Source organism: Mesorhizobium sp. B2-5-3, from assembly GCF_006441005.1.
Taxonomy (GTDB): domain Bacteria; phylum Pseudomonadota; class Alphaproteobacteria; order Rhizobiales; family Rhizobiaceae; genus Mesorhizobium.
In genome coordinates this window covers 822,962-847,042 of sequence record NZ_VFUS01000001.1, presented here as the reverse complement: position 1 = coordinate 847,042, position 24,081 = coordinate 822,962, and the positions used below count along the sequence as shown (strand labels likewise).

20 protein-coding genes are annotated in these 24,081 nt (G+C 64.8%); 14 read left to right on the top strand and 6 right to left on the bottom strand.

Annotation, left to right across the window (positions count from 1 at the left end; genetic code table 11):
- Positions 1 to 20 precede the first annotated feature (20 nt).
- Positions 21 to 1,076, bottom strand: coding sequence for an agmatinase (gene speB, locus FJ867_RS04360; RefSeq protein WP_140491375.1), 1,056 nt, complete (start codon positions 1,074 to 1,076; stop codon positions 21 to 23).
- Positions 1,077 to 1,270: 194 nt separating this feature from the next.
- Between speB and pncB the strand changes: the two genes are divergently transcribed.
- From pncB to FJ867_RS04320, 7 genes are all read left to right on the top strand, one after another.
- Positions 1,271 to 2,575 (top strand): nicotinate phosphoribosyltransferase, encoded by a 1,305-nt coding sequence (gene pncB / locus FJ867_RS04355; RefSeq protein WP_140554616.1) that lies wholly within the window; start codon positions 1,271 to 1,273, stop codon positions 2,573 to 2,575.
- A 200-nt stretch (positions 2,576 to 2,775) separates the two neighbouring features.
- Entirely contained in the window at positions 2,776 to 4,215 is a 1,440-nt protein-coding gene (locus FJ867_RS04345) for a hypothetical protein (RefSeq protein ID WP_140816633.1), read from the top strand.
- A 155-nt stretch (positions 4,216 to 4,370) separates the two neighbouring features.
- The gene (locus FJ867_RS04340; RefSeq protein ID WP_140816631.1) at positions 4,371 to 5,675 is read left to right on the top strand and encodes an ABC transporter substrate-binding protein; all 1,305 of its coding nucleotides are present in this window, start codon (positions 4,371 to 4,373) and stop codon (positions 5,673 to 5,675) included.
- A 183-nt stretch (positions 5,676 to 5,858) separates the two neighbouring features.
- The gene (locus FJ867_RS04335) at positions 5,859 to 6,740 is read left to right on the top strand and encodes a branched-chain amino acid ABC transporter permease (RefSeq protein ID WP_140491384.1); all 882 of its coding nucleotides are present in this window, start codon (positions 5,859 to 5,861) and stop codon (positions 6,738 to 6,740) included.
- Positions 6,737 to 7,699, top strand: a complete 963-nt coding sequence (locus FJ867_RS04330) for a branched-chain amino acid ABC transporter permease (RefSeq protein ID WP_140491386.1) — start codon at positions 6,737 to 6,739, stop codon at positions 7,697 to 7,699. The genes FJ867_RS04335 and FJ867_RS04330 overlap by 4 nt, the downstream gene beginning before the upstream one ends.
- On the top strand, positions 7,696 to 8,421 hold the full coding sequence (locus tag FJ867_RS04325; RefSeq protein ID WP_140514343.1) for an ABC transporter ATP-binding protein: 726 nt from the start codon (positions 7,696 to 7,698) through the stop codon (positions 8,419 to 8,421). The genes FJ867_RS04330 and FJ867_RS04325 overlap by 4 nt, the downstream gene beginning before the upstream one ends.
- On the top strand, positions 8,418 to 9,140 hold the full coding sequence (locus tag FJ867_RS04320; RefSeq protein ID WP_140514341.1) for an ABC transporter ATP-binding protein: 723 nt from the start codon (positions 8,418 to 8,420) through the stop codon (positions 9,138 to 9,140). The genes FJ867_RS04325 and FJ867_RS04320 overlap by 4 nt, the downstream gene beginning before the upstream one ends.
- Before the next feature lie 54 nt (positions 9,141 to 9,194).
- Here FJ867_RS04320 and FJ867_RS04315 read toward each other — a convergent pair whose 3' ends face one another.
- Positions 9,195 to 10,577: a sodium:proton antiporter gene (locus FJ867_RS04315; RefSeq protein WP_140816670.1), complete on the bottom strand. Its 1,383-nt coding sequence runs from the start codon at positions 10,575 to 10,577 to the stop codon at positions 9,195 to 9,197.
- 73 nt (positions 10,578 to 10,650) lie between these two features.
- Positions 10,651 to 11,265: a bifunctional nicotinamidase/pyrazinamidase gene (gene pncA / locus FJ867_RS04310; RefSeq protein ID WP_140514339.1), complete on the bottom strand. Its 615-nt coding sequence runs from the start codon at positions 11,263 to 11,265 to the stop codon at positions 10,651 to 10,653.
- Between the two features lie 331 nt (positions 11,266 to 11,596).
- On the opposite strand from pncA, the gene FJ867_RS04305 reads away from it, so the two are divergent.
- From FJ867_RS04305 to FJ867_RS04280, 6 genes are read left to right on the top strand one after another with little or no spacing between them, the layout of a single operon-like run.
- Positions 11,597 to 12,460 (top strand): xanthine dehydrogenase family protein subunit M, encoded by an 864-nt coding sequence (locus FJ867_RS04305; RefSeq protein WP_140816629.1) that lies wholly within the window; start codon positions 11,597 to 11,599, stop codon positions 12,458 to 12,460.
- Positions 12,457 to 15,282: a molybdopterin-dependent oxidoreductase gene (locus FJ867_RS04300; RefSeq protein ID WP_140816627.1), complete on the top strand. Its 2,826-nt coding sequence runs from the start codon at positions 12,457 to 12,459 to the stop codon at positions 15,280 to 15,282. Before FJ867_RS04305 ends, FJ867_RS04300 begins: the two co-directional genes overlap by 4 nt.
- Positions 15,279 to 16,820 carry a 6-hydroxynicotinate reductase gene (locus FJ867_RS04295; RefSeq protein ID WP_140816626.1) on the top strand — a complete coding sequence of 514 codons (1,542 nt, stop codon included), beginning with the start codon at positions 15,279 to 15,281 and terminating at the stop codon, positions 16,818 to 16,820. Before FJ867_RS04300 ends, FJ867_RS04295 begins: the two co-directional genes overlap by 4 nt.
- Positions 16,821 to 16,822: 2 nt before the next feature.
- The gene (locus FJ867_RS04290) at positions 16,823 to 17,704 is read left to right on the top strand and encodes a UPF0280 family protein (RefSeq protein WP_140628833.1); all 882 of its coding nucleotides are present in this window, start codon (positions 16,823 to 16,825) and stop codon (positions 17,702 to 17,704) included.
- Positions 17,697 to 18,281: an amino acid synthesis family protein gene (locus FJ867_RS04285; protein WP_140554625.1), complete on the top strand. Its 585-nt coding sequence runs from the start codon at positions 17,697 to 17,699 to the stop codon at positions 18,279 to 18,281. The genes FJ867_RS04290 and FJ867_RS04285 overlap by 8 nt, the downstream gene beginning before the upstream one ends.
- Positions 18,278 to 18,739, top strand: a complete 462-nt coding sequence (locus FJ867_RS04280) for a MarR family transcriptional regulator (protein WP_140493433.1) — start codon at positions 18,278 to 18,280, stop codon at positions 18,737 to 18,739. Before FJ867_RS04285 ends, FJ867_RS04280 begins: the two co-directional genes overlap by 4 nt.
- Before the next feature lie 200 nt (positions 18,740 to 18,939).
- Here FJ867_RS04280 and FJ867_RS04275 read toward each other — a convergent pair whose 3' ends face one another.
- The 3 genes from FJ867_RS04275 to FJ867_RS04265 are packed head-to-tail and all read right to left on the bottom strand — an operon-like array spanning position 18,940 to position 22,795.
- The gene (locus FJ867_RS04275) at positions 18,940 to 19,908 is read right to left on the bottom strand and encodes a substrate-binding domain-containing protein (protein ID WP_140491405.1); all 969 of its coding nucleotides are present in this window, start codon (positions 19,906 to 19,908) and stop codon (positions 18,940 to 18,942) included.
- The gene (locus tag FJ867_RS04270; RefSeq protein ID WP_140673668.1) at positions 19,905 to 21,215 is read right to left on the bottom strand and encodes an ABC transporter permease; all 1,311 of its coding nucleotides are present in this window, start codon (positions 21,213 to 21,215) and stop codon (positions 19,905 to 19,907) included. The genes FJ867_RS04275 and FJ867_RS04270 overlap by 4 nt, the downstream gene beginning before the upstream one ends.
- On the bottom strand, positions 21,212 to 22,795 hold the full coding sequence (locus FJ867_RS04265; protein ID WP_140816624.1) for a sugar ABC transporter ATP-binding protein: 1,584 nt from the start codon (positions 22,793 to 22,795) through the stop codon (positions 21,212 to 21,214). Before FJ867_RS04265 ends, FJ867_RS04270 begins: the two co-directional genes overlap by 4 nt.
- Before the next feature lie 221 nt (positions 22,796 to 23,016).
- Here FJ867_RS04265 and FJ867_RS04260 point away from each other — a divergent pair, with 221 nt between their 5' ends.
- Positions 23,017 to 24,036: a LacI family DNA-binding transcriptional regulator gene (locus FJ867_RS04260; protein ID WP_140491411.1), complete on the top strand. Its 1,020-nt coding sequence runs from the start codon at positions 23,017 to 23,019 to the stop codon at positions 24,034 to 24,036.
- Positions 24,037 to 24,081: the final 45 nt, after the last annotated feature.

The window sequence follows — 24,081 nt, the reverse complement described above, 5'->3', positions numbered from 1 at the left end:
CCTTTCCGTCATTGTCGGCGTCAGCTGTTTTTGAGCGCCGGGCTGAACACCATCAGGCTCAGTATTTCGAACAGCACCTGGGCGCCGGCATGCGCGGTGTTGGTGGTCGCATCATATTGCGGCGCCACCTCGACCACGTCGCCGCCGACGATGTTGAGGCCTTTGAGGCCACGCAGCAGTTCGAGCACTTCCCGAGTCGTCAGGCCGCCGACTTCCGGCGTGCCGGTGCCCGGCGCGAAGGCCGGATCGACGCTGTCGATGTCGAAGGAGACATAGGTCGGTCCGTCGCCGACTATTCTGCGCGCCTTCTCGATGATGGCGGGGATACCGAGGCCGGTCACCTCCTCGGCATGGATCACGGTCATGCCGGATTCGTAGGTGAACTCCCACAGATATTCGGCCGAGCCACGGATGCCGATCTGGATGGTGCGCGTCGGGTCGAGCACGCCATCGAGCACCGCGTTGCGGAACGGGCCGCCATGGTGGAACTTGGTCATGTCGAACAAGCCGCTTGTATCGCAATGGGCGTCGATGTGGATGAGGCCGACCGGGGCCTTCTTGCCGACGGCCTTCAGGATCGGATGGCTGATCGAATGGTCGCCGCCGACCGACAATGGAATGACGCCGGCATCGACGATTTGGTTGGTGCGGCGCTCGATGTCCTCATGGCAGGTCTCGAGTCGGTAGCGGCTCTGGAACGGCACGTCGCCGATGTCGGCGACCCTGAGCTCATGCGTGGGAGCGCATTCCAGCACGTGATTGTAGGGGCCGATGCGCTCGATGGCGCGCAGCGCCCGCGGCCCGAAGCGGGAGCCCGGCCGGTTGGTGACGCCGAGATCCATCGGCACGCCTGTTATCGCCACCTGCAAATCGCCGAAATCCGGGTTGTCGGCCGATATTTCGCGATAGGGCGCGGCGAGGAAGGTGGGGATACCGGAATAGGGCGCCAGCCGCGTGCCCGACTTGGAGAATATCTTGTCGGCGACCTTGCGGAACTTCGGGTCGAACATCTCGCCGCCATGGCTCTCGCCATATTTGCGGCGCAACGCGTCGAGCTTGCCGCTGTCATAACCCATGTCGGTTTTCTCCTGTCTGTCTCTCCGGAGTGTCCGGTAGCGCTTTGGAAAAATCAATTGCGTTCGGACGGGTTGGCTGCCGCAGGTCTTTCTTTTTGTCGGGCCAGCCTGAAACCGGGCAGCGCTTTTGCCAATTCGATGCTATGAGGCCTGTCGCGATCATGGGCGGCAGGCAGCGAAGGCGGTAACGAGACATGGCCAGGACCGATATTGCGCGGCGCGTCTACAACCATACCTGGAAGCTCGACCCGATCGTGCGCAGCCTGCTGGACACGGATTTCTACAAGCTTCTGATGCTGCAGATGATCTGGGGCATGTACCCCAAGGTCGACGCCACCTTTTCGCTGATCAACCGCACCACTTCGGTGCGGCTGGCCGAGGAGATCGACGAGGGCGAGTTGCGCGAACAGCTTGACCACGCCCGCACCTTGCGCTTCTCCAAGAAGGAGATGATCTGGCTGGGGGGCAACAATTTCTATGGCCGCAAGCAGATCTTCGAGCCGGAATTCCTGGCCTGGCTGGAAAATTTCCGGTTGCCCGAGTACGAGCTTTCCAGGCGCGGCGGGCAGTATGAGCTCTCCTTCAGCGGCCCGTGGATGTACACCACGCTGTGGGAGATTCCCGCGCTCGCCATCATCAACGAATTGCGCTCGCGCGCCGCCTTGCGGTCGTTCGGGCCTTTCACGCTCGACGTGCTCTACGCCCGCGCAAAAGCCAAGATGTGGGCCAAGACCGAACGACTGAAGGCGCTGCCCGGCATCCGTATTTCCGACTTCGGCACGCGCCGGCGCCATTCCTTCCTGTGGCAGCGCTGGTGCGTGGAAGCGCTGAAGGAAGGCATCGGCGAGGCCTTCACCGGCACCTCCAACGTGCTTCTGGCCATGGACAACGACCTCGAGGCGCTGGGCACCAACGCGCATGAACTGCCGATGGTGTTCGGAGCGCTGGCCAATTCGGAAAAGGAATTGAAACAGGCGCCCTACAAGGTGCTGCAGGATTGGCAGCGCTACTATGGCGGCAATTTGCTGATCGTGCTGCCCGACGCCTTCGGTACGGCTTCCTTCCTGCGCGACGCGCCGGACTGGGTGGCCGACTGGACGGGCTTTCGCCCCGACAGCGCGCCGCCGATCGAGGGCGGCGAGAAGATCCTGTCCTGGTGGCGCGAGAAGGGCAAGGACCCCAGGCAGAAGCTGCTGATCTTCTCCGACGGGCTCGAGGTCGAGACCATCGAGGAGACCTACCGCCACTTCAAGGGCAAGGTGCGCATGTCCTTCGGCTGGGGCACGAACCTGACCAATGATTTCGAGGGCTGCGCGCCTACGGCAACCGACAGCCTCGACGCCATATCGCTGGTCTGCAAGGTGACCGAGGCCAACGGCCGGCCAGCGGTCAAGCTCTCCGACAATCCGGCCAAGGCGACGGGTGACCTCAAGGAGATCGAGCGGTATCTGCGCATCTTCGGTGAAAAGGACCGGGTGGAGCAGTTGGTCAAGGTGTGAGGGCACGACCGGTGCTTCCGGCATCGCCATACGAGACGGCAAAGTCGGATAGGCTGAGTTCCTTGGCGCCCCCCTCTGTCCTGCCGGACATCTCCCCCTCAAGGGGGGAGATCATGCTGTCGTCTTCGTCTTCGCGAACCTCCGGCGTTGCAAGGGAAGCGCCGACAGAGAAACCGCCAATCTCCCCCCTTGAGGGGGAGATGTCCGGCAGGACAGAGGGGGGCGCCGTAGAGTGCCGTCGTCGGTCATTAGCATCTTTGCCTATCGCTCTATTGCTCCTCTCACCCACCCCAGCCTTCGCCCACGCCTCGGACCGCGGCCACGTCCTGCTTCTCCCGACCAGCTATTACCTTGTCGGCGGCGCTTTTGCCGTGGCCGCCAGCTTCCTCGTGCTGGCGCTGCTGCCGGCGGATCGGCTCGAACGTTTCTGGCGGCGGCGCCTGCCACTGTTCACACTGGGTGATGATGCCCGCACCGCTGCCAGCCTGATATCCTTTGCCGGCTTTGCATTCCTCATCTCCGCCGGCTTTCTCGGCAGCCGCGATCCGCTCTCCAACCCGCTGCCTCTGGTGATCTGGACACTGCTGTGGGCCGGCTTCACGCTGCTGCAAGGTTTCCTTGGCGACCTCTGGTCCTGGCTCAATCCCTGGTACGGGCCGGTGCGTCTCCTGTTGCGTCTGACCGGCAGAGGCGATGAAGCGGCCTGGCGCCTTCCGCCATGGCTCGGCTGCTGGCCGGCTGTCGTCCTGTTCTTCGCTTTTGCCTGGTTCGAGCTCATCGATCCGGCGCCCGACGATCCGACGCGGCTGGCCCGGGCCGCCGGCCTCTACTGGTTGTTCACCTTGCTGGCGATGCTGTCGTTCGGTTATGGGGCGTGGGCCCGCAGCGGCGAATTCCTCACCGTCTTCTTCTCAATGGTGGCACGCTTCGCGCCGCTCGTGCGCGACGAGCGCGGCCGGCTTGCGCTATGCTGGCCGGGCGCCAAGCTGCTGACCGCCGCGCCTTTGCCGGCAAGCGGCGTGGCCTTCCTGCTGCTCGCCCTGTCCTCGGTTTCCTATGACGGCCTGTCGAAGACCTTCTTCTGGCTGGGCCTGTTCGGCATCAATCCGCTTGAATTCCCCGGCCGCACGGCGGTGATCGGCAGCGGCAGTTTTGGCCTGGTCCTGACATTCATGCTACTTGCGGCGGTCTTCCTGCTTGCCGTGGTCGTCGGCCAGAAGCTCGCCGGCGACGGCCACAGGCTTGGCGAGGCGACGGGGCTGCTGGTCTGGTCGATCGTGCCGATCGCGCTCGCCTACCACATCGCGCATTACCTGACGGCGCTGCTGGTCGACGGCCAGTATGCGCTTGCGGCACTGTCCGATCCGTTTGCGCTCGGCTGGAACCTTTTAGGCACCGCCGACATGCAGATCGAAGCCGGCATCGTCGCCGGCGCGGGCTCGGCATGGTGGCTGTGGAACATCCAGGCCGGTGCCATCATTCTCGGTCATCTGCTTGCCGTGCTCGTCGCCCACGGCTTCGCCGCACGCCTGCATCCGGTTCCCGCTCGCGCCGCGCTCAGCCAGTTTCCGCTCACCTTGCTGATGATCGCCTACACCGTCTTCGGCCTCTGGCTGCTCGCCACGCCGACCGTTGGCTAGACGCGGTGGAATAAACCGGGATCCCCCTGGGGAAACGGCATTGCCGTGTCCGGACTTTGGTGATTTAGTTTGTACACATGCAATTTCGGCCGTCCGCAGGAAGCGGTCTGCTACGTTCCAGCCATTGGTCAAAACTCAAAAACAGGGGAACTGCCGTGACTGACAAGAATGGGTTTTTCGATCTCTCCAAGGCCGGTCTCACCCGCCGCACCGCGCTGAAGGGTCTGGCCGCCGGCGCCGGCCTGGCGGTCGCGCCCGGTTTCGTCCGCTACTCCCAGGCGCAAAGCTCCGCCCCGATCAAGATTGGCTTCCAGTCGCACCGAACCGGCATCGGCGCCGCCTATGGCCGCTGGTACGAGAAGACCACGGCCGCGGCGGTCAAGGCGATCAACGCGGCCGGCGGCATCAATGGCCGGCCGGTCGAGGTCATCATCGAGGATGACGGCACCGATCCCGGCCGCGGTGCCGAGGTGGTCGGCAAGTTCGCCACCCAGCACAAGACCGACATCGTCTTCGGCACCTTGTTTTCGCACGTCGTCATCGGCTCGGCACCCGCCGCCGGGGAAGCCAAGATGCCCTATTTCGTCGTCAGCGAAGGCCACCATGTCGCCTCGACCAAGCTCAACCGCTATGTCTTCCAGCCCGGCATCACGGACGTAAAGAGCCAGATCCAGTCGATGGCGCCGTGGATCGCGGCCAATGCCGGCAAGAAGGTGACGCAGATCTTCCCCGATTTCGCTTTCGGCTACGACCACCGCGACTACCTCCCGCCGGCGCTGAAGGCGCAGGGCGCAGAAGTCATCGCGCAAATCGCCATTCCGCCGACGGAGAGCTCCTTCACCAAATACTTCCCGCAGATTCCGGCCGAGACCGAGGTGATCTACCACGTCATGGTCGGCCCGGCGGTGCTCACCTTCGTCAAGGAGCTTGGCGAGTTCTACGGCTCCAACCGGCCGCAGCTGTTCGGCTTCATCGATTCGCTCGAAGCCGTCGACATCAACAGCCCCGGGCTCGAATTCCTGGGCGGCAGCCATTTCTGGGAAGGCTCGCCACGTTATGCCCAGACGGACGATTCCGAGGCGCAGAAGGCCTATCGCGCCGCCGTCGGCATCGATGACAATGGCGCGGCCGTCGGCGACCCCAAGGATGTCTCCACCGCCGCGCATATGTTCGGCTGCTGGGAGACGCTCTACGTCGTCAAGAAGGCGATGGAAGACGCCGGCTACAAGGGCCCGGAAGACCGCGCCAAGCTGGTCGAGGCGACCGAGGCGCTGACCGAATTCGCCGAAGGCCCGGAGCATCCGCAAGGGCCAAAGACCTTCAACGGCAAGATCCACCAGTGCTTCGGCATCCAGAACATCTCCAAGGTCGAAGGCGGCAAGCTCAAGGTGGTGCACAAGACCAAGATCGAGGACGGGCTTTACGAGGCCGAGGGGGATTATACGACGCAGGCGTTGTAGGCCGGCTCAACAGCAAGCGTGAGCGCCAAGCCACCCCCCTCTGTCCTGCCGGACCCGGCCCTTCGCTGTCGCTCCGGGCGTTCGTCGTTCGGAAAGCCAAGCAATTGGCTTTCCGTCCGCTGCGCGGACCACTTCTCACCCCCCTCAAGGGGCGCGATTGCGCTATCGGTGAGTGCCTAACCCATGCATTTCGGACCCCACCTCCTCCTTGCCGCCCTCGAAGGGCTCGTCACATCCGCCGTGCTGGCGCTGACCGCGCTCGGCCTGTCGCTGGTGTTCGGCGTGATGCGCGTGGTCAACGTCGCGCATGGCGAGTTCTTCATGCTGGGCGCCGTGCTCGCCTGGGCGATCACGACTGCGATCGGAGGCCATCCGGCGCTCGGGTTCCTGGCGGCACTTATCATCGCACCGCTGGTCGTCGGCGCCCTTGCACTGGTGGCCGAGCGGCTGGTGCTGCGCCGGCTGAACTACAATCCGGAAGCCACCATCGTCGCCACCATCGGCATGCTCTACATTATCCAGCAGCTGGCGCTGACCTTCTATGGTCCGGAAGCGCGCCCGGTAGAGCCGCCCTTCAGCTATCGCATCCTTCTGCCGTGGTTCGGCTATTCGGGCTACAAGCTGTCGATCATTGCGGCATCCGTCCTTCTGCTCGTCGTGACATGGCTGGTGCTGACGCGCACCAGGGTCGGCCTCGTCATGCGTGCCACGCAGTATGACAGCGAGACGGCACAGGCCTTCGGCATCCCTGTCGATCGAGTCTATGGCGGCGTCTTCGCGCTCGGCGCCATGCTGGCGGCCATAGCGGCGGTGCTGATCGTGCCGATCAGCCAGGCGCATTATCTGATGGGGCAGGACCCGCTGCTGCTTTCCTTCATCGTCGTCATCATCGGCGGCCTCGGTTCGCTGCGCGGAACCGTCATCGCCGCCGTGCTGATCGGCCTGTCCGACGGCATCATCTCGATGTTCTTCTCGCCGACGCTGGCCAAGATCATCGCCACGCTGCTGGTCGCCATGGTGCTGGTGTTCCGGCCGCAGGGCCTGTTCGGGACGGCGACGCGATGAGCGAGACCTCGCCGGCAAAAGCCTATGGCTTGCATCTCGGCGTCATCGCGCTGCTTTTTGTCCTGAGCTTCGTGCTGCCGGATTATCATCACGGCCTCGTCGCCCGCATCATGGTGCTGGCGGTCTTCGCCATGGGCTACAACATGCTGTTCGGCTATGTCGGCCTGCTCAGTCTCGGTCATGCCATGTTCTTTGGCGCCGGCCTCTACGGCGCCGGCCTTGCCGTCATCCAGCTTGGCTGGAGCGTGCCGGCGGCTTTGTTGAGCGGTATCGCCTGCGGCGCGGTGCTGGCACTGGTGATCGGGCTGCTGGCGCTGCGCACTACGGGTGTCGCCTTCATGATCGTCACCATGATGTTCGCGCAGGTCTTTTACCTCCTCATCCTCTATTTTGCCGCGTGGACCGGCGGCGACCAGGGCATGGTGGTGCCGCAGCCGGCACGCGTCCTGAATTTCGGCGCGACGTCGCTCGATCTCACCAATCCGACGGTGCGCTACATGAGCGCGCTGGCTCTGTTCTCGCTCGTGCTTCTGGTCACGCTGGCCGTCGTCCGCTCCCGATACGGCCGCGTGCTGGTCGCCATCCGCGAGAACGAGGAACGGACCAAAATGCTGGGGTACGACACCTTCTCCAACAAGCTCGCCGCCGTGGTCGTCTCCGGCGCCATCTGCGCGGCGTCGGGCGCTGCCTATGCGCTGCTGTTCGGCTATGTCGGCTCGAGCTTCGCCTCGGTACAGTACTCGATCCTGCCGCTGCTGTGGGTGCTGCTCGGCGGCGCCGCCACCACGCTCGGACCGCTGATCGGCACGCTGTTCATGTACTATGTCATCGACGTCACCAGCGGCTTCACCTCCGCCTACCTGTTGATCGTCGGCGTCGCGTTGATCCTGCTGGTGCTGTTCTTCCCGAAAGGCATTCTGGGCAGCATCCGGCAGCGCTGGCTCGGATGGCTGCCATGACGCCGCTTCTGACCACCAAAGGCCTGTCGCGCAATTTCGGCGGCCTGCGCGCCGTCGACAGCGTCGATTTCACCTTGGTGCCGGGCGAAATCCGCGCCGTCATCGGCCCCAACGGTGCCGGGAAGACCACTTTCGTCAGCCTGATCAGCGGCCGAATCCCGCCCTCGTCCGGATCGATCGTTTTCGACGGCTCCGACATCACCGGCCTGCCGGCCTATGTCAGGGTCCGCCAAGGCATTGCCTACACGTTCCAGATCACCAGCATCTATGCCAACCTGTCCGTTTACGCCAACGTCGCGCTGCCCGTGCAACTGACGCTACGGCATGGCCATTCCAAGAGCGCGATACAGGCCGCTGTCATGTCGGCGCTCGCACGCACCGGGCTGGCCGACCGCGCCCATATGCCGGCCGGTCAATTGTCCTATGGCCACCAGCGCCTGCTGGAGGTGGCGATGGGCCTGGCGCTGAAGCCGCGCCTGCTGATCCTCGACGAGCCGACGCAGGGGCTCGCCGACAGCGAGATCGACAATTTCATCGCCCTGGTGCGCGAGATCGCCAGCGACGCCACCGTGCTCCTGATCGAGCACAACATGCCTGTCGTCATGCAGCTTGCCGACCGCATCACCGTTTTCAACGCCGGCAAGATCCTGGCAGAGGGCACGCCGGAGGCGATCCGCGAAAATGCGGCGGTGCAGGAAGCCTATCTGGGGACCGCCCCATGACCGAGACGAGCAAGACGCAAGCGTTGCGGATCGCGGGACTGGACTGCTTCTATGGCGAGATCCAGGTGCTCTATGGGCTCGACCTGGTGCTGAACAAGGGCGAGGTGCTGTGCCTGTTCGGCCGCAACGGCGCCGGCAAGACGACGACGCTGAAAGCCATCATGGGACTGGTCCGGGCGAGTGCCGGTTCGATCAGCCTCGCAGGCCAGGAATTGACCGGCCTGGCCGCCCACGAGGTGCCCAAAGCCGGCATTGCCTATGTGCCGCAAGGCAGGCGGCTGTTCGCCGAAATGACGGTGGCGGAGAACATCGAGATCGGGCTGATGGCGCGCGGCAAGGGGAAGGCCGTGCGCGAAAACGTGCTCAACCTGTTCCCGCTGCTGCGCCAGCGGCTCAGGCAGCGCTCGGGCACCTTGTCGGGCGGCGAGCAGCAGATGCTGGCCATGGCACGCGCGCTCTGCCTGGAACCGCAGGTGCTACTGCTCGACGAGCCGACCGAAGGGCTGATGCCGTCGATGATCGCAAAAATCCGCGAAACGGTGGCGAAGCTGCGCGAACTGGGCGTTTCCACCATCCTGGTGGAGCAGCGGGTCGACGCCGTGCTGTCGGTAGCCGACCGCGTCGCCTTCATCGAGAACGGCCGCAACCGCGAGACGGTCGATGTCGAGGCGTTGCGCGCCGACCCGTCGGCGGTCAGGCGCTATGTCGGCGTAGGCTGAGCACTATCTCCCCTAGTAGCCGTTCCGCGTCAACCGCTTGGCGCCATCGTGGGCTTATCCAAAGAACAAAAACCCGGCGATCAAAAACGTCGGGATCAGCACCGCGCCCGACCATGCCATGTAGCCGAAAAAACCCGGCATGTTCACGCCGCGGTGCCGGGCAATGGCGTAGACCATGAAGTTCGGCGCGTTGCCGATATAGGTGTTGGCGCCCATGAACACCGCACCCGCCGAGATCGCCGCCAAGGTCGAAGCGAGCTCCGTCATCAGATGCCGGGGAGCGCCGCCGGCCAGCTCGAAGAACACCAGGTAGGTCGGAGCGTTATCCAGGAAGGACGACAGCGCTCCGGTCAGCCAGAAATAGGCGAGATCGTTGGGCATGCCCTGCGCTGACGTGACGAGCGCGACCAGCGGCGCAAGCGCGCCTTCGTGGCCGGCCCTCAGGATGGCGACGACGGGCACGATGCAGACGAAGATGCCGGCGAACAGTTTCGCCACTTCCGCGATCGGCCCCCAGTTGAAACCGTTCGCCTGCCGATACTCCTTGCGCGAGACGGCCAGCGAAACGAAGGCAAGCGCCAGGATGACGACATCGCGCACAAGGTTCTGCAACTCGAGGTCCACCCCCTGAATGGAAAGACTGATGCCGGGCTTCCATGTGGCCGAAAGCAGGATCGCACCGATCACGCCGGCCAGCAGCGGCAGGTTGGGCAGGCCGCGGATGCGCACTTTCGTGTCCGGCGTCGGGTCCTTGATCTTTGGCGCGCCCATTTCGCGGCGATGCAGCGTGGTGTCGATCGCCAGGAAGACGGCGAGCACGACGACGCTGACGAACAGGGTCTCGCGCCAGAGGTTGGCGGTGGTCCAGAAGAAATCGACGCCGCGCAGGAAGCCGACGAACAGCGGCGGGTCGCCGAGCGGCGTCAGCGAACCGCCGATGTTGGACACCAGGAAGATGAAGAAGATGATGACATGGGCGTTGAACGGCCGGTTGTCATTGGCGCGGATGAGCGGCCGGATAAGGATCATCGAGGCGCCGGTAGTGCCGATGACGGAAGCGAGCAGGGCGCCGATGAGCAGCAGCCCGGCATTGACCAATGGCGTGCCGTGGATGTTGCCGGCCACGAGAATGCCGCCCGAAATGGTGAACAGCGCGAACAGGAGAATGATGAACGACATGTATTCGGTGAGCAGCGCATGCAGCACCGCTTCCGTTGCCACCGTCGTGCCGAAGGCCGATGCGAGCGGCACCACCAAGAGAGCCGCCCAAAATGCAGCAATCTTGCCGTAATGATGCTCCCAGACATGGTTGAAAAGCAGCGGTCCCGTGGCGATCGAAAGCAACAGCCCGGCAAAGGGCAGCGCCCACCACAGCGACATCGTCCGGCCTGGCAGGCCGTGCTCTTCCGCGGCGAAGGCCGTTCCCGGTAACAGCATCGCGACAGCCACCACGGCACTTGCCGTCAAAGCCGTCGCCCCTATCGACCCCTTCTCTTCTCCCACGATGAGGTCAGTCCGCCGCGTGGTCTTCGAGCGTCACGCCTGCTTGGCGCATCCTTGCCAACATCGTCTCGACCGAACCGTTGAGGTCGATCCCGCGGCAGGCATCGAGCCTGACAGTGGTCCTGAACCCCTGCTTGACCGCGTCGAGCGCCGAGAAGGCGACGCAGAAATCGGTCGCCAGGCCGACCAGGGTCAGAGTGTCGATGCCGCGCTCCCTGAGATAGCCGGCAAGGCCGGTCGGCGTCGTGTGGTCGTTCTCGAAGAAGGCCGAATAGCTGTCGATATCAGGCCGAAATCCCTTGCGGATGACGAGCTCGGCCTTGGTCCAGGCAAGACCCGAGTGAAAATCCGAGCCGAGGCTGCCCTGGATACAATGGTCCGGCCACAATGTCTGCTGGCCGTAGGGCATCTCGATGGTTTCAAAAGGCTGGGCGCCTGGATGGCTTGAGGCAAAGCTCGAATGGCCGGCTGGATGCCAGTCCTGCGTCAGCACGACATGATCGGTTCGCCGGATCAGGTCGTTGACCAGCGGCACGATCTCGTCGCCGCCGGTCACAGCCAACGCGCCGCCAGGGCAAAAGTCGTTCTGCAGGTCGATGACGACAAGCGCTTCTTCGGCCATGGGGTTCCTTCCTGTCGGTATCGGGCGCGGGCTCCCAGGGGGATCCCGGCGAAAGAAAGCCGCTGGCGCGACCGAGGGAGAAACTTGACCAGATGGCAGGCCGCGTCAACCATTAGAGCGCCGGGCGCAACCCCGAACGCGCAAAGGGCGCCCCAGCACCTAGATTTTGCGGAGAACAAATGCGTGGCGGCGGCAGCCGTGCGGGTGCTGCGCAAACTCCGGCTTTGACAATTTCCGCCGACTTGATATCATTTGCATACGAATGAATTTAAGCCGGGCCCGGACGCCGGCAAGTTCCCTCGGAAAGGCCCTTTTTCTGGGAAGGCAAAGCGTGATCCGTTACGCGAAACCCACCACGGTCGACGAGGCGCTCGCCCTGCTTGGCGAAGCTTCGTGGCGCATCCTTGCCGGCGGCACCGACTTCTACCCGGCGCAAGGCAACAAGCCTTTCCGCGACAATGTGCTCGACATCAACGGGCTGGCCGCGCTGCGCGGCATTGCGGAAACCGAAACGCACTGGCGGATCGGGGCGCGCACCAGCTGGACCGATATCGTTCGCCACCCCTTGCCGCCGGCCTTCGATGCGCTGAAAGCGGCCGCGCGGGAGGTCGGGTCCGTTCAGATCCAGAATGTCGCCTCGATCGCCGGCAATCTCTGCAACGCTTCGCCGGCCGCGGATGGCGTGCCGGCGCTGCTGGTGCTAGACGCCGAGATAGAACTGCGCTCGGCGCAAGCGGTGCGCCACCTGCCACTCGGGGAATTCATCCTCGGCAATCGCCGCACGGACCTGCGGCCTGGCGAGATGGTAACCGCCATCCGCGTGCCGAAAGCGGCCGGCGCGGGTATGTCGGCTTTCGTCAAGCTCGGCGCGCGGCGCTATCTCGTCATCTCGATCGCCATGGTGGCGGCACGCCTGGTCGTGCAGGACGGCATCGTCGAGCAAGCGGCGGTCGCCGTCGGTTCCTGCTCGGCTGTTGCAAAGCGGCTCGGCGGGGTCGAGGCGGCCCTGCGCGGACTGGCGGCGGATCATGGGCTGGCCACAGCGGTCCTCGCCGCGCCGATGGAAGAGCTGTCGCCGATCGGCGACGTGCGCGGCAGCGCCGAATACCGGCAGGACGCGGCGCGCGAAATCGTTGTCCGCGCCGTGCTGGCGGCTGCGGGGCCGGTGAATGGTGACAGGACGGCGGCGGCATGAACAAAGCACAGCCTGACATCAGCCAAGGTCGACCCGGCGGAGCCCTTTCCGACAGTGACGCAGGTCAGCCCGGCCTCGCACGCGCCGAGATTACCTTCGCGGTCAATGGCGCCGCCGTCTCGGTCAACGTGCCGCCGCTGCGCCGGCTGTCCTCGGTGCTGCGCGACGAATTGCTGCTGACCGGGACCAAGGTCGGCTGCGACGCCGGCGACTGCGGCGCCTGCACGGTGCTGGTCGATGGCGATCCGGTCTGCGCCTGCCTGATGCCGGCGGCGTCGGCCGCCGGAGCGTCGGTAACGACGGTCGAAGGGCTCGCCAATGGCCGGCTGTCGGCACTACAGGCCTCCTTCCTGGCGCATGGTGCGGCGCAGTGCGGCATCTGCACGCCGGGCCTGCTGGTGGCGGCGACGGCCCTGCTGGACAAGAAAGCCAGGCCGAGCGAGATCGAAGTGCAGGACGCGCTTGGTGGTGTCCTCTGCCGTTGCACCGGGTACCGGAAGATCGTCGCTGCTGTGATGGATGCCTCCGCCCAGGCTGCAAGCCTGGATTTCCGTCTGCCTCGGTCCGGTCACGCCATTGGCTCCTCCCCGATCCGGCTCGATGGCGTGCCGAAGGTGACCGGCGGTGAGAAATTCGGCGGCGATTCGTTCCCGGCCGATGCGCTGGCGGTGCTGGTAATCCGCTCGCCGCACTACCATGCCAGCTTCGCCTTCGGCGACCTCGACGGCTGGGCAAAAGCTCGTCCCGGCATCGCCGGTATCTTCACGGCGGCCGATATCCCGGGAAAGAACTGTTTCGGCGTCATCGGTCCGTTCGCCGACCAGCCGGCTCTCGCCGAAGGCTTGGCGCGGTTTCGCGGCGAGGCGGTGGCGCTTGTTGCCGGCGAGCGCGAGGCGATGCTCGATCTCGACCTGTCGGATTTCCCGATCCGCTGGACCGAATTGCCACATCTGTTGCAGCCTTGCGAGGCACAGGCCGAAGGAGCGGCGCTGATCCATGTGAACCGCCCGGCCAACCTTCTGACCAAGGGCTTCGTCGAACGCGGCGATCCCGAGACGGCGCTTGCCGATGCCGCTGGCACCGTGACCGGTGCGATCGAGACGTCCTATGTCGAGCATGCCTATATCGAGCCGGAAGCCGGCCATGCCTATATGGATGGCGACACGCTGGTCGTCGTCGCCTGCACGCAGGCGCCCTATATGGACCGCGACGACACGGCGAAGGTGCTGGGCCTGCCCGTCGACAAGGTGCGCATCGTGCCGACCGCGACGGGCGGCGGTTTTGGTTCCAAACTCGACGTGTCCCTGCAACCGCTGGTCGGCCTGGTGGCGATGAGGACCGGGCGGCCGGCGGCGCTTGCCTACACGCGCAATGAATCGATGATGTCGACCACCAAGCGCCACCCGGCGCAGATGAAAGCGACCATCGGCGCCGATGCCGAGGGCCATGTCACCGGCATGATTTTCTCAGGCGATTTCAACACCGGGGCGTACGCGAGCTGGGGACCGACCGTGGCCAACCGTGTGCCGGTGCATGCCTCAGGTCCCTACGCGACCCCGAACTACCGCGCCGAAGGCCGCGCCATCCATACACATGGGCCGATTTCCGGCGCTTTCCGCGGCTTCGGCGTGCCGCAAGCGACCATCATGCAGGAGACCTTGTACGACGAGCTGGCCGGCAAGCTCGGCATCGACCGGCTCGACTTCCGCTTGAGAAACTGCCTTCGTAACGGATCCGAAACAGTCACCGGACAGAGACTGGAATCGGGCGTCGGCATTGCCGAATGCCTCGATGCCCTGCGGCCGCATTGGGCGCGTGCAGTGGCTGACGCGGATGCCTTCAACAGTGCCAACACGGATAAAAAGCGCGGCGTCGGCATCGCCTCCTGCTGGTACGGCTGCGGCAACACCTCGCTGCCCAATCCATCGACCATCCGGGTCGGCATCGCGGCTTCAGGCGAGATCATCCTGCACCAGGGCGCGGTCGACATCGGCCAGGGCTCCAACACCGTCATCACGCAAATCTGCGCCGACGCGCTCGGCCTGCCCTTGGAAAGGTTCCGGCTGAAAAACGCCGACACCGCGATCACTCCCGATGCCGGCAAGACCTCGGCCTCGCGCCAGACCTTCGTCACCGGCAAGGCGGCCGAGAAGGCCGGCCGCGCCTTGCGCGAAAAAATCCTGCGCTTTGCCAATGTCTCGGAAAAAGCGTCGCTTCAGCTCGAAGGTCCGGCGATCGTCATCCGTGAGGGCGAGGCGGTCCGCCGTGTCGATCTTGGCACACTCGAAGCGGATATCCACGGCTTCGTCTTCCGCGCCGAGGAGACCTACGACCCGCCGACGCTGCCGCTCGACGCCAAGGGCCAGGGCAAGCCCTATGCGGTCTATGGTTACGGCGCGCAGATCGCCGAGCTCGAGGTCGACCTCAAGCTCGGCACGGTCAAGCTGGTCAAGATCACAGCCGCGCACGATGTCGGCAAGGCGATCAACCCTCTGCTGGCCGAGGGCCAGATCGAGGGCGGCATCGCGCAAGGCATCGGCATGGCGCTGATGGAAGAGTTTATTCCCGGCCGCACCGAGAATCTGCACGATTATCTCATTCCGACCATCGGCGACGTGCCGCCGATCGAGACGATATTGATCGAGGTGCCAGACCCGGAGGGGCCGTTCGGCGCCAAGGGCCTGGGCGAACATGTGCTGATCCCGACGGCGCCGGCGATCCTCAACGCCATCCGCCATGCCACTGGTGTGCTGGTCACAAAAGTTCCGGCAACGCCGACGCGCATCCGCGCCGCCATCCGCGAGAAGGAGGCATGCCGATGAGCGAGCTTGCCGAACGCTTCGAAACCCATGATCCCGGCGAGAAGCTGATGGCGGAGAAGATCCGCTGCGATGCCTGCCCTGTGATGTGCTACATATCAGATGGCCGCACCGGCGCTTGCGACCGCTACGGCAATGCCGGCGGCCGGATCGTGCGCATGGACCCGCTGACCATTCTCGATCATACCGCCGAGATCGGCGGCGCTGTCGTGCCCTTCGTCGCCGAGGGCGAGGCCTGGGACGGCGAACTGGTCAACACCGGCCGCCGCTTCGTCACGGCGATCGGGGCAGGAACCACCTATCCCGACTACAAGCCGGCGCCCTTCATCGTCAGCCAGCAGGTCGAGGGCGTCGATCTCGTCACCGTCGTCACGGAGGGCATCTTCTCCTATTGCGGCGTCAAGGTGAAGATCGACACCGACCGTCATATCGGACCCGAAACGGCTGTCGTGCGGTCGCAAGGCGAGGCGATCGGTCATGTCACGACAGGCGAATATGGCTCGCAGATGCTGTCGCTGGGCGGCGTGCATCATCTGACCGGCGGCTCCAAGGCCGAAGGCCGCGCCACCTGCGATGCGCTGCTCGATCTGTGCAACCGCAAGCCAGTAGAACTGAGCATCGACGGCGGAGCCACGATAACAGTCGAAGCCGGCAAACCGCCTGTCATCGACGGCAAGCAGGAGCACCGCATGCGGGTCGGCTGCGGGTCGGCGACCATCGGCATGTTCGCCACCCAATGGCGCGGCTTGGTCGACGAGGTGGTGGTGGTCGACGACCACATCACCGGCGTCATCTCCGAGCATCAGGCCGGCAAGGTGCTGGGCTGGCAGGACACGGGGATAAAGATCATCGGCCGCCGCTCGACGCCTGGGCGCTATTTCAAGGTCTCCGAGCCCGGCCTCGGCTGGGGCGGCACCAGCATATCCGACCCGCTGTCGATCCTGGGCGAATGGAATGCCAAGAAGGGCGCGCGGCCCGGCCTGTCGCTGCTGATGGTTTCGACCACCGGCGAGCAGTTCGCCTATTACGAACTCGACGACCAGTTGAAGCCTGTCAAAAAGCCGTTCCCGGAACGGTTGCAAAAGTCGGTCAGGCTGATCGAGGACAATTGCGAACCGGCGCTGTGCACCGTGCTGTTCATCGGCGGCGCCGGCGGTTCGCTGCGCGCCGGCGTCACCGAGAATCCCGTCAACCTGACGCGTTCCGTACAGGGCCTGACTACCTATGTGACGGTCGGCGGCGCGCCGGTCTATGTCTGGCCGGGCGGCGGCATCACGCTGATGGTGGATGTGACGCGTGTGCCGGAAGGCGCCTTCGGCTATGTGCCGACGCCGGCGCTGGTGGCGCCGATCGAATTCACGCTGCGCCGCGACGACTATATCAGGCTCGGCGGCTACGAAGCCGAGATCCGCAGCGTCGAGGATGTCGTCGCCAAAGGCGGCGAGTACCTGAACGCGCGCCGGGGCGGCGGTGCGCCGGCCGGCAATCCATGGCCGCCGCTGGCGCAGTTGCGGCGCACGCCCGCGAACGGGGCCGCGTGACGATGAACGGCCCGCAAGCGCATTGGCTCGGGGATGGCAGGCGGCTACACCTCAATCACGGGCCGATCGACCTGATCGTCGAGGCCTTTGGGACACCAGGCGAATGCCGGCGAGCTTATGAGCAGGCCGTGGCGCGATTCCAGACCATCCTGCCGGAACTGGTGGAGGAATTGCCCGAGTTGCGCCGGCCGGCCACGTTGCGCCCGCGCGCCTTCGCCGGCTCGACGGCGCGGCGCATGGAAGCGGCAGTTACCCCATTGGCGGACGACTTCATCACGCCGATGGCAGCCGTCGCCGGTTCGGTAGCCGACGAAATACTTGCCGCACTGATTGCTGGGCGAAAACTCGATCGCGCCTATGTCAACAACGGTGGCGACAGCGCGCTTCATCTCGGTGCCGGCCAGTCGATCACTCTTGCCATTGCCGGCACCGGCCATGGCCTTGCCGACCGCATCGTCATCAGCGCCGAGGACGGCGTGCAAGGCGTTGCCACCAGTGGCTGGCGCGGGCGCTCGTTTTCCCTGGGCATCGCCGACGCCGTCACCGTGCTGGCGAGGACCGGCGCAGAGGCCGATGCCGCGGCGACCCTGATCGCCAATGCCGTCGACTTGGCCAACCATCCCGCTATTCGGCGTGTGCCCGCGCGTGATCTGGCGCCGGACAACGACCTTGGCGACAGGCTGGTGACGCAAGAGGTCGGGCCGCTTTCTGCCAAAGAGATTGCCACGGCGCTGGACAGCGGACTTGCCGTCGCCGAAGATTTCCGCCGCAGGGGACTGATCGCCGCGTCGGCGCTATTCCTCGCCGGCCAGACCCGCATCGAGGGCTCAATGGCGCTTGCCGCGCCCGACAAAAGTCCAGGGAAGGAAGTTGCCCATGCCTGAGTTTCCGATCCGCAAGATCGTGGTGCTGACCGAAGAGATCTTTCATGAGGGCGGGCCGGTGGCCAAGGTGCCGCGCCGCCGTGCCGCCGCCATGGCACTGGTGAAGAACCCGTTCGCCGGGCGCTATGTCGAGGAGTTGCAGAGCGCCATGGACGATCTGAAGCCGCTTGGCCTGCTGCTTGCCGACCGGCTGATCGCGGCATTGGGTGGCGACGTGAAGCAGATCGACGGCTATGGCAAAGGCGCCCTCGTCGGCATCTCGGGCGAACTCGAGCATGGCGCGCTTTGGCATGTGCCGGGCGGCTACGCCATGCGCGAGCGGCTCGGCGACGCCAAGGCGATCGTGCCGTCGGCCAAGAAGGTCGGCGCCTTCGGCTCGCGGCTGGATGTGCCTCTCGGCCACATCAACGCGGCCTATGTGCGCAGCCATTTCGATGCGATGGAAGTCGGCGTCAGCGACGGACCGCGTCCCGACGAGATCCTGTTCTGCCTCGCCATGACCTGCGGTCCGCGCGTGCACAATCGCATGGGCGGCCTGGCCGCCGACGACATCAAGGCATGGGACGGGCTGCGGTGAGCGGCGAGGACAATCTGCTGAAGCTGGTCGAGGTCGAGGAGGCGGACGATCAGGACTACCACCTGCAGGAGCAGGTCGGCTTCATCCTGCGCAAGGCGCATCAGCGCCACGTCTCGATCTTCGCTGCCCATATCGGCGACCTGACGCCACCGCAATTCGCGGCATTGGCCAAGCTGCGCGATGTCGGCGAGACTTCGCAGAACCAGCTCGGCACGCTGATCGCCATGGATGCGGCGACGGTGAAGGGCGTGATCGACCGGCTGAAGGCGCGCGGCCTTGTCGAGCTCTCCAAGCACGAGGGCGACAAGAGGCGGCTGTTGGTCAATTTGACCGCCGAAGGGCGCGAGGCGATCGAACGCCTGATCCCGCTGGCGCGCGAGATTACCGAGGAAACCTTGGCACCGCTCACGGCCAGGGAGATCGCCACCTTCATGAAGCTGCTGGCGAAATTGGCGTAGGCCGGCGACGAGGTCCTTTCCTCTCCCTCCGGAGGGGAACCACCTGGCAACCGCCGCCAACGGATATTGAAAGGGGACCAGGGCGCAAGAATCTTCCTGCACCGCGCCAAGGGTCGACTCCCACTCCGTCGAGCTTCGCTCGACACCTCTCCCCCGATCGACGGGGGAGAGGACGGGCGCCGCTTATCTCCGGCGAAATCTCAGAGGCCGTTGTCCTTCAGCACCTGGGCGGCGTTTTCCTTGGTGATCTTCTGCGTCGGCAAGGTGATGGTCTTTTCGACCTTCTCGCCATTGAGGAACTTGATCGCCTGCCGAAGGCCCTCGGCGCCCGGGGTGACATAGGTGAAGGTCGCCGTCAGCTCGCCCTTGTTCACCATCTGCACGCCTTCGTTGGGCAGGCCGTCGATGCCGATGAACTTGATGTCCTTCTCGCGGCCGACATCCTTGGCGGCAAGATAGGCGCCATAGGCCATCGGGTCGTTGTGGCCGTAGACGAGATCGATCTTCTCGTTGCTCTTCAGCGCGTTGGCCATCAGATTATAGGCCTGGTCCTGCTTCCAGTCGCCCGACTGCTGGTCGAGCAGGTACTTGATGCCCGGCTCCTTGTCGGTGAACTCATGGAAGCCGTCATGGCGGTCATGCGCCGGCTGGGTGCCCATGCCGCCCCAGATCTCGACGACATTGCCCGATGCCTTGCCCTTGCCGCCGAGCAGCTCGACGGCATATTCGCCGGCCGCGCGGCCGATCAGCTTGTTGTCGCCGCCGACGAACTGGGTGTAGTCCTTGGTGTCGACATTGCGGTCGAGCACGAAGACCGGGATCTTGGCGTCGATCGCCTGCTGCACGACGCCGGTTAGGCCGGCCGATTCCTTCGGCGACACCAAGAGCGCATCGACCTCCTGGCGGATCAGGTTCTCGACATCGGCAACCTGCTTCTCGGTCTTGTCCTCGCCGTCGGTGATGATCAGCTCGACCTCGGGGTGCTTGGCGGCCTCGGCCAGTATGTCCTTGTTGAACTGCGCGCGCCAAGGCTCGATGGTCGTCACCTGCGAGAAGCCGATCTTCCACTTCTTGTCCTGGGCCATGGCGTGGCCGGTGGAGAGCAGCGCGGTGGTGGTCAGCAATGCCGCGCCAAGGGCGGCAAGCTTCAGCGTGTCACGTCGTTTCATTTCTTGTTTCCTCCGAGATTGAGAGACCGGGTCTCTTGCGACGGCCGTTTTGCCGCGGCCGTTTCCTTGTGCGCCGCTCCGGGCAGGCGCAGATAGGCTAGGAGATCACCGGCATTGCGCTCCTGCACGAGCACTGTGCCGATGATGATCATCCCCTTCAGCACCAGCTGAAGGTTCGAATTGATGTTGTGGAGCTGCAATATGTTGGACAGCAGCCCGAAGATCAGCACGCCGCAGAATGTCCCCGTGAGGCTGCCGCGCCCACCCATCAGGCTGGTGCCGCCGATGACCACGGCGGCGATGGCGTCGAGCTCCAGGCCGGCGCCGGCATCGGGCTTGCCTTGCCGGTACTGCGCGACATAGAGCACCGCGGCAATGCCGGCGAGCAGGCCCGAAACGGCGTAGGTGACGATCTTGACCCGGCCGGCGGCGATGCCGGAAAGCCTGGCCGCCTCCTCATTGCCGCCGATGGCGTAGACATAGCGGCCGAACGGCGTGAAGCGCAGCACCGCGCCATAGATCAGGATGGCGCCGAGGAAGAACAGGCCGGGCATCGGAATGACGCCGAACACCATCGAGCGCAGCAGCTCGAAATCCTCGGTGGCGTTCGAGCCGGTATAGACCGGCAGCACAGCATTGTTCTGGCCGGCGGTCAGCCGGGCGATGCCCAACGCCGTCACCATCATCGCCAGGGTGACGATGAAGGGCTGCAGCCGCCCGGCAACGATGATGAAGCCGTTGAGCGAACCGAACAGCAGGCCCACGCATGGCGCGACCAGCAGCACGCCGAGGACGCCGAATTTGGGCTCGACCTGCGGCAGCAGGTACCACAGGGAAAGACAGCACAGGACCACGCCGACGATTGCCGGCGTGACCAGGCCGCGGGCGCGGTCCAGCCTTGCGTCGCGCGAGGCATCGGCGCCGGCGCGCGACTTTTCGAGATTGAGGAAGATGAAGCGGGTGACGATAAAGCCGAGACAGAGCGCCACCACGGCGACGGTGGGCACGCCAAGCACCACTCCCGGCGTCACGCCCGGAACCGTCAGCAGCATGGCGCAGACCACCGAACAGATGGCCATCAGCGAACCGACGGAAAGATCGATGCCGCCGGTGATGATCACCGCCGTCATGCCGGTGGCGATCAGGCCGGTGGTCGACACCTGGCGCAGCACGTCGAGCAGATTGCCGTAGGACAGGAAGATGTTGTTGCCCTTGGAGCTGACCGGCGAGCCCAGCACGCCGATCAGGAAGATGGCGATGAGGCCCCAATAGAGCTTGGTGCGGGACAGGAGTTTCAAGGCGGTCATGCGGCAGGTCTCGAAATCGTGCGGCGCGGCGCGGCGAGACGCATGATGGCCTCCTCGCTCGCCGCATCGCGGGAAAGGATGCCGGTCTGGCGGCCATCGGCCATCACCAGAATGCGGTCGGAGAGGTGCAGCAGTTCCGGCAATTCGGAGCTGATGACGGCAATGGCCAGCCCGTCGCGCGCAAGCTTGAAGATGAGATCGTAGATCTCGCGCTTGGCGCCGACGTCGATGCCGCGCGTCGGCTCGTCGAGAAGAAGCACGCGCGGCCGTGTCGCCAGCCATTTGCCGATGACGACCTTCTGCTGGTTGCCGCCCGACAGCGTGCCGGCTGGCTGGTCGATGTCCCCGCAGCGTATGCCGAGCGCCCGGACCGCGTGGCGCGCCAGCTCCTGTTCGCCGGCCAGCGAACGGATGCCGAAACGCGCCAGCGATCCGACCAGCGGCAATGCGACGTTGTCTGTAATGGAAGCCTGGAGATGCAGGCCTTGGGTCTTGCGGTCCTCGGTCACCAGCGCAATGCCGAGGCGCCTGGCATCGCGCGGCGAGCGGATCTCGACCGGCGCGCCGTCGAGCCGGATCTCGCCGCCGGTGCGGCCATCGCTCGAGCCGAAGATCGCCTCCAGGATTTCGGTGCGCCCTGAACCCAGCAGCCCGCCAATGCCAAGGATCTCGCCTTCGGCGAGTTCGAAGCTGACTCCGTCGATCACGGTGCGCCAGCCATGGGCGTCGGGTTTCGTCAGCGACAGGTTCTCGACGGAAAGCACGATTTCGCCGCCGGAACGGCGCTCCTCTTCCGAGGAGGCCAGCAGGTCTCGCCCGACCATTGCCGAAATGATGGCGTTCTCGTCGAGCTCGCCCATCGGCCGCGTCAGCACGTGGCGTCCGTCGCGAAACACCGTGACCCTGCCCGCCAGGTGCATGACCTCGTCGATGCGGTGCGAGATGTAGACGATGGCGACGCCGCTGTCGGCAAGCTGGCGGATGATGCGGAACAGCCTCTGGCATTCGGCTGGAGAGAGCGCCGAAGTCGGCTCGTCCATGATCAGGATGCGCGCCGACATCGACAGCGCCTTGGCGATCTCGACCAGTTGCTGTTCGCCGACGCGCAAGGTGCCGACACGGGCTTCCGGGTCGAGCTCGATGCCCAGCCGCTGCAGAAGGGCGCTGGCGGCGCGGCTGCTCGCCTTGCGGTCGACGATCAGCCCGGCGATCAGCTTCTCGCGTCCGAGAAAGATGTTGTCGGCGACGCTGAGTTCGGGAACCAGATTGAGCTCCTGGTGGATGATGGCAATGCCGGCGGCCTCGGCGTCGCGCACGCCGGCAAAATTCGCGGCTACGCCGTCGACGCGAACCGTGCCGTCGTAGCCGGTGTAGACACCGGAAAGGATTTTCATCAGCGTCGACTTGCCGGCGCCGTTCTCGCCCATCAAGGCGTGGACTTCGCCGCGCCGCAGCTCGAAACCGACGTCGACCAAGGCGGCAATGCCGCCGAAGCTCTTGGATACGTGCTCAGCGCTTAGGACGACATCCGAACGATCCGCCGCAACATCCCGACGCGCGATGGAATTTCCGTGCTCCATGACAAAGGCGGCCTCCCTTCCGTCGTCGTCTGACCCTCATGAACGCTATTCTAAACGTTTCGATCCTGTCAAGCTTCTATCTGGTGACGTGAGATTACCTCATTTCAATTCTTGCGAAAAACCGCGATATTCCGTAGGTATGATGCATAGAGAGGCGGCGAAACGTTTCGAAAATGGCAGGGCCAAGCAAGACAAGGCAGCGAAAATCGACGGCGCCGACCATGCTTCACGTGGCCGAAGCGGCGCGCGTGTCGGTCGCCACGGTTTCGGCGCTGATCAACGGCACGGCGACCGTCAGTCCGGAGCTCAGCCAGCGCATCGAGCAGGCGATCCGCGATATCGGCTACAAGCGCAATGCGATCGCCCGCAGCCTGAAAATGGGCACAACGCGCACCATTGGATTGACTGTCCCGCACATCACCAATCCGTTCTTCACCGATGTCGTGTCAGTCATCCAGCAGGCCTTCGACCGCGCCGGCTATGCGGTCATGCTGTGCTGCACGGACGAGGACCTCAACACCCAGGACGACCAGATCAGGCTGCTGCTCGACCGTATGGTCGACGGGCTGATCGTGGCGCGCGTCGGCGATGGGACGATCCTCAAGCGCATCGTCGACGACGCCAACGTGCCGGTCGTCCTGCTTGACCGCATCTGCGACGGTGTCGACACGGATGCCGTGGTGCTCGACAACCAGCGCGCCGTGTTCGACGCCATCACCTACCTGATACATCTCGGGCACCGGCGCATCGGCTACATCACCGGAACGTCGGATATCTCACCGATGCATGATCGCATGGCCGGATATCGCGAAGCGCTTCAGGCAGCCGGCCTGCCGGTCGCCGAGGAGCTGGTACGTTCCGGCAATTTTCACGAGATCGACGGCTATAACGCGGCCATGCAGCTGTTGTCGCTGCACGACAGGCCGAGCGCGATCTTCTCCGCCAACAATCCGATGGTGATCGGCACCATGAAGGCGATCCGCGATATCGGCCTGTCCTGCCCGGAAGATGTTTCGATCGCCTGTTTCGACGATTTTCCGTGGTCGGACGTGTTTGTCCCGCAACTGACCACGGTGGCACAGCCGGTGCAGGCGATCGGCGAACAGGCGGCCAATTTGCTGCTCGACCGCCTTGCCGGAAATCGCGACGCGCCGCCGCGCAAGCTGGTGCTCAAGGGCCGGCTGATGATCCGCAATTCATGCCGACCGCTGGGAGCGGTTGCGCAGAGCGTGAGCGCGTAGAGCGGTTCAGTGGTTGAATCGCTATCGGCAAGCGCCGAGCTGGAA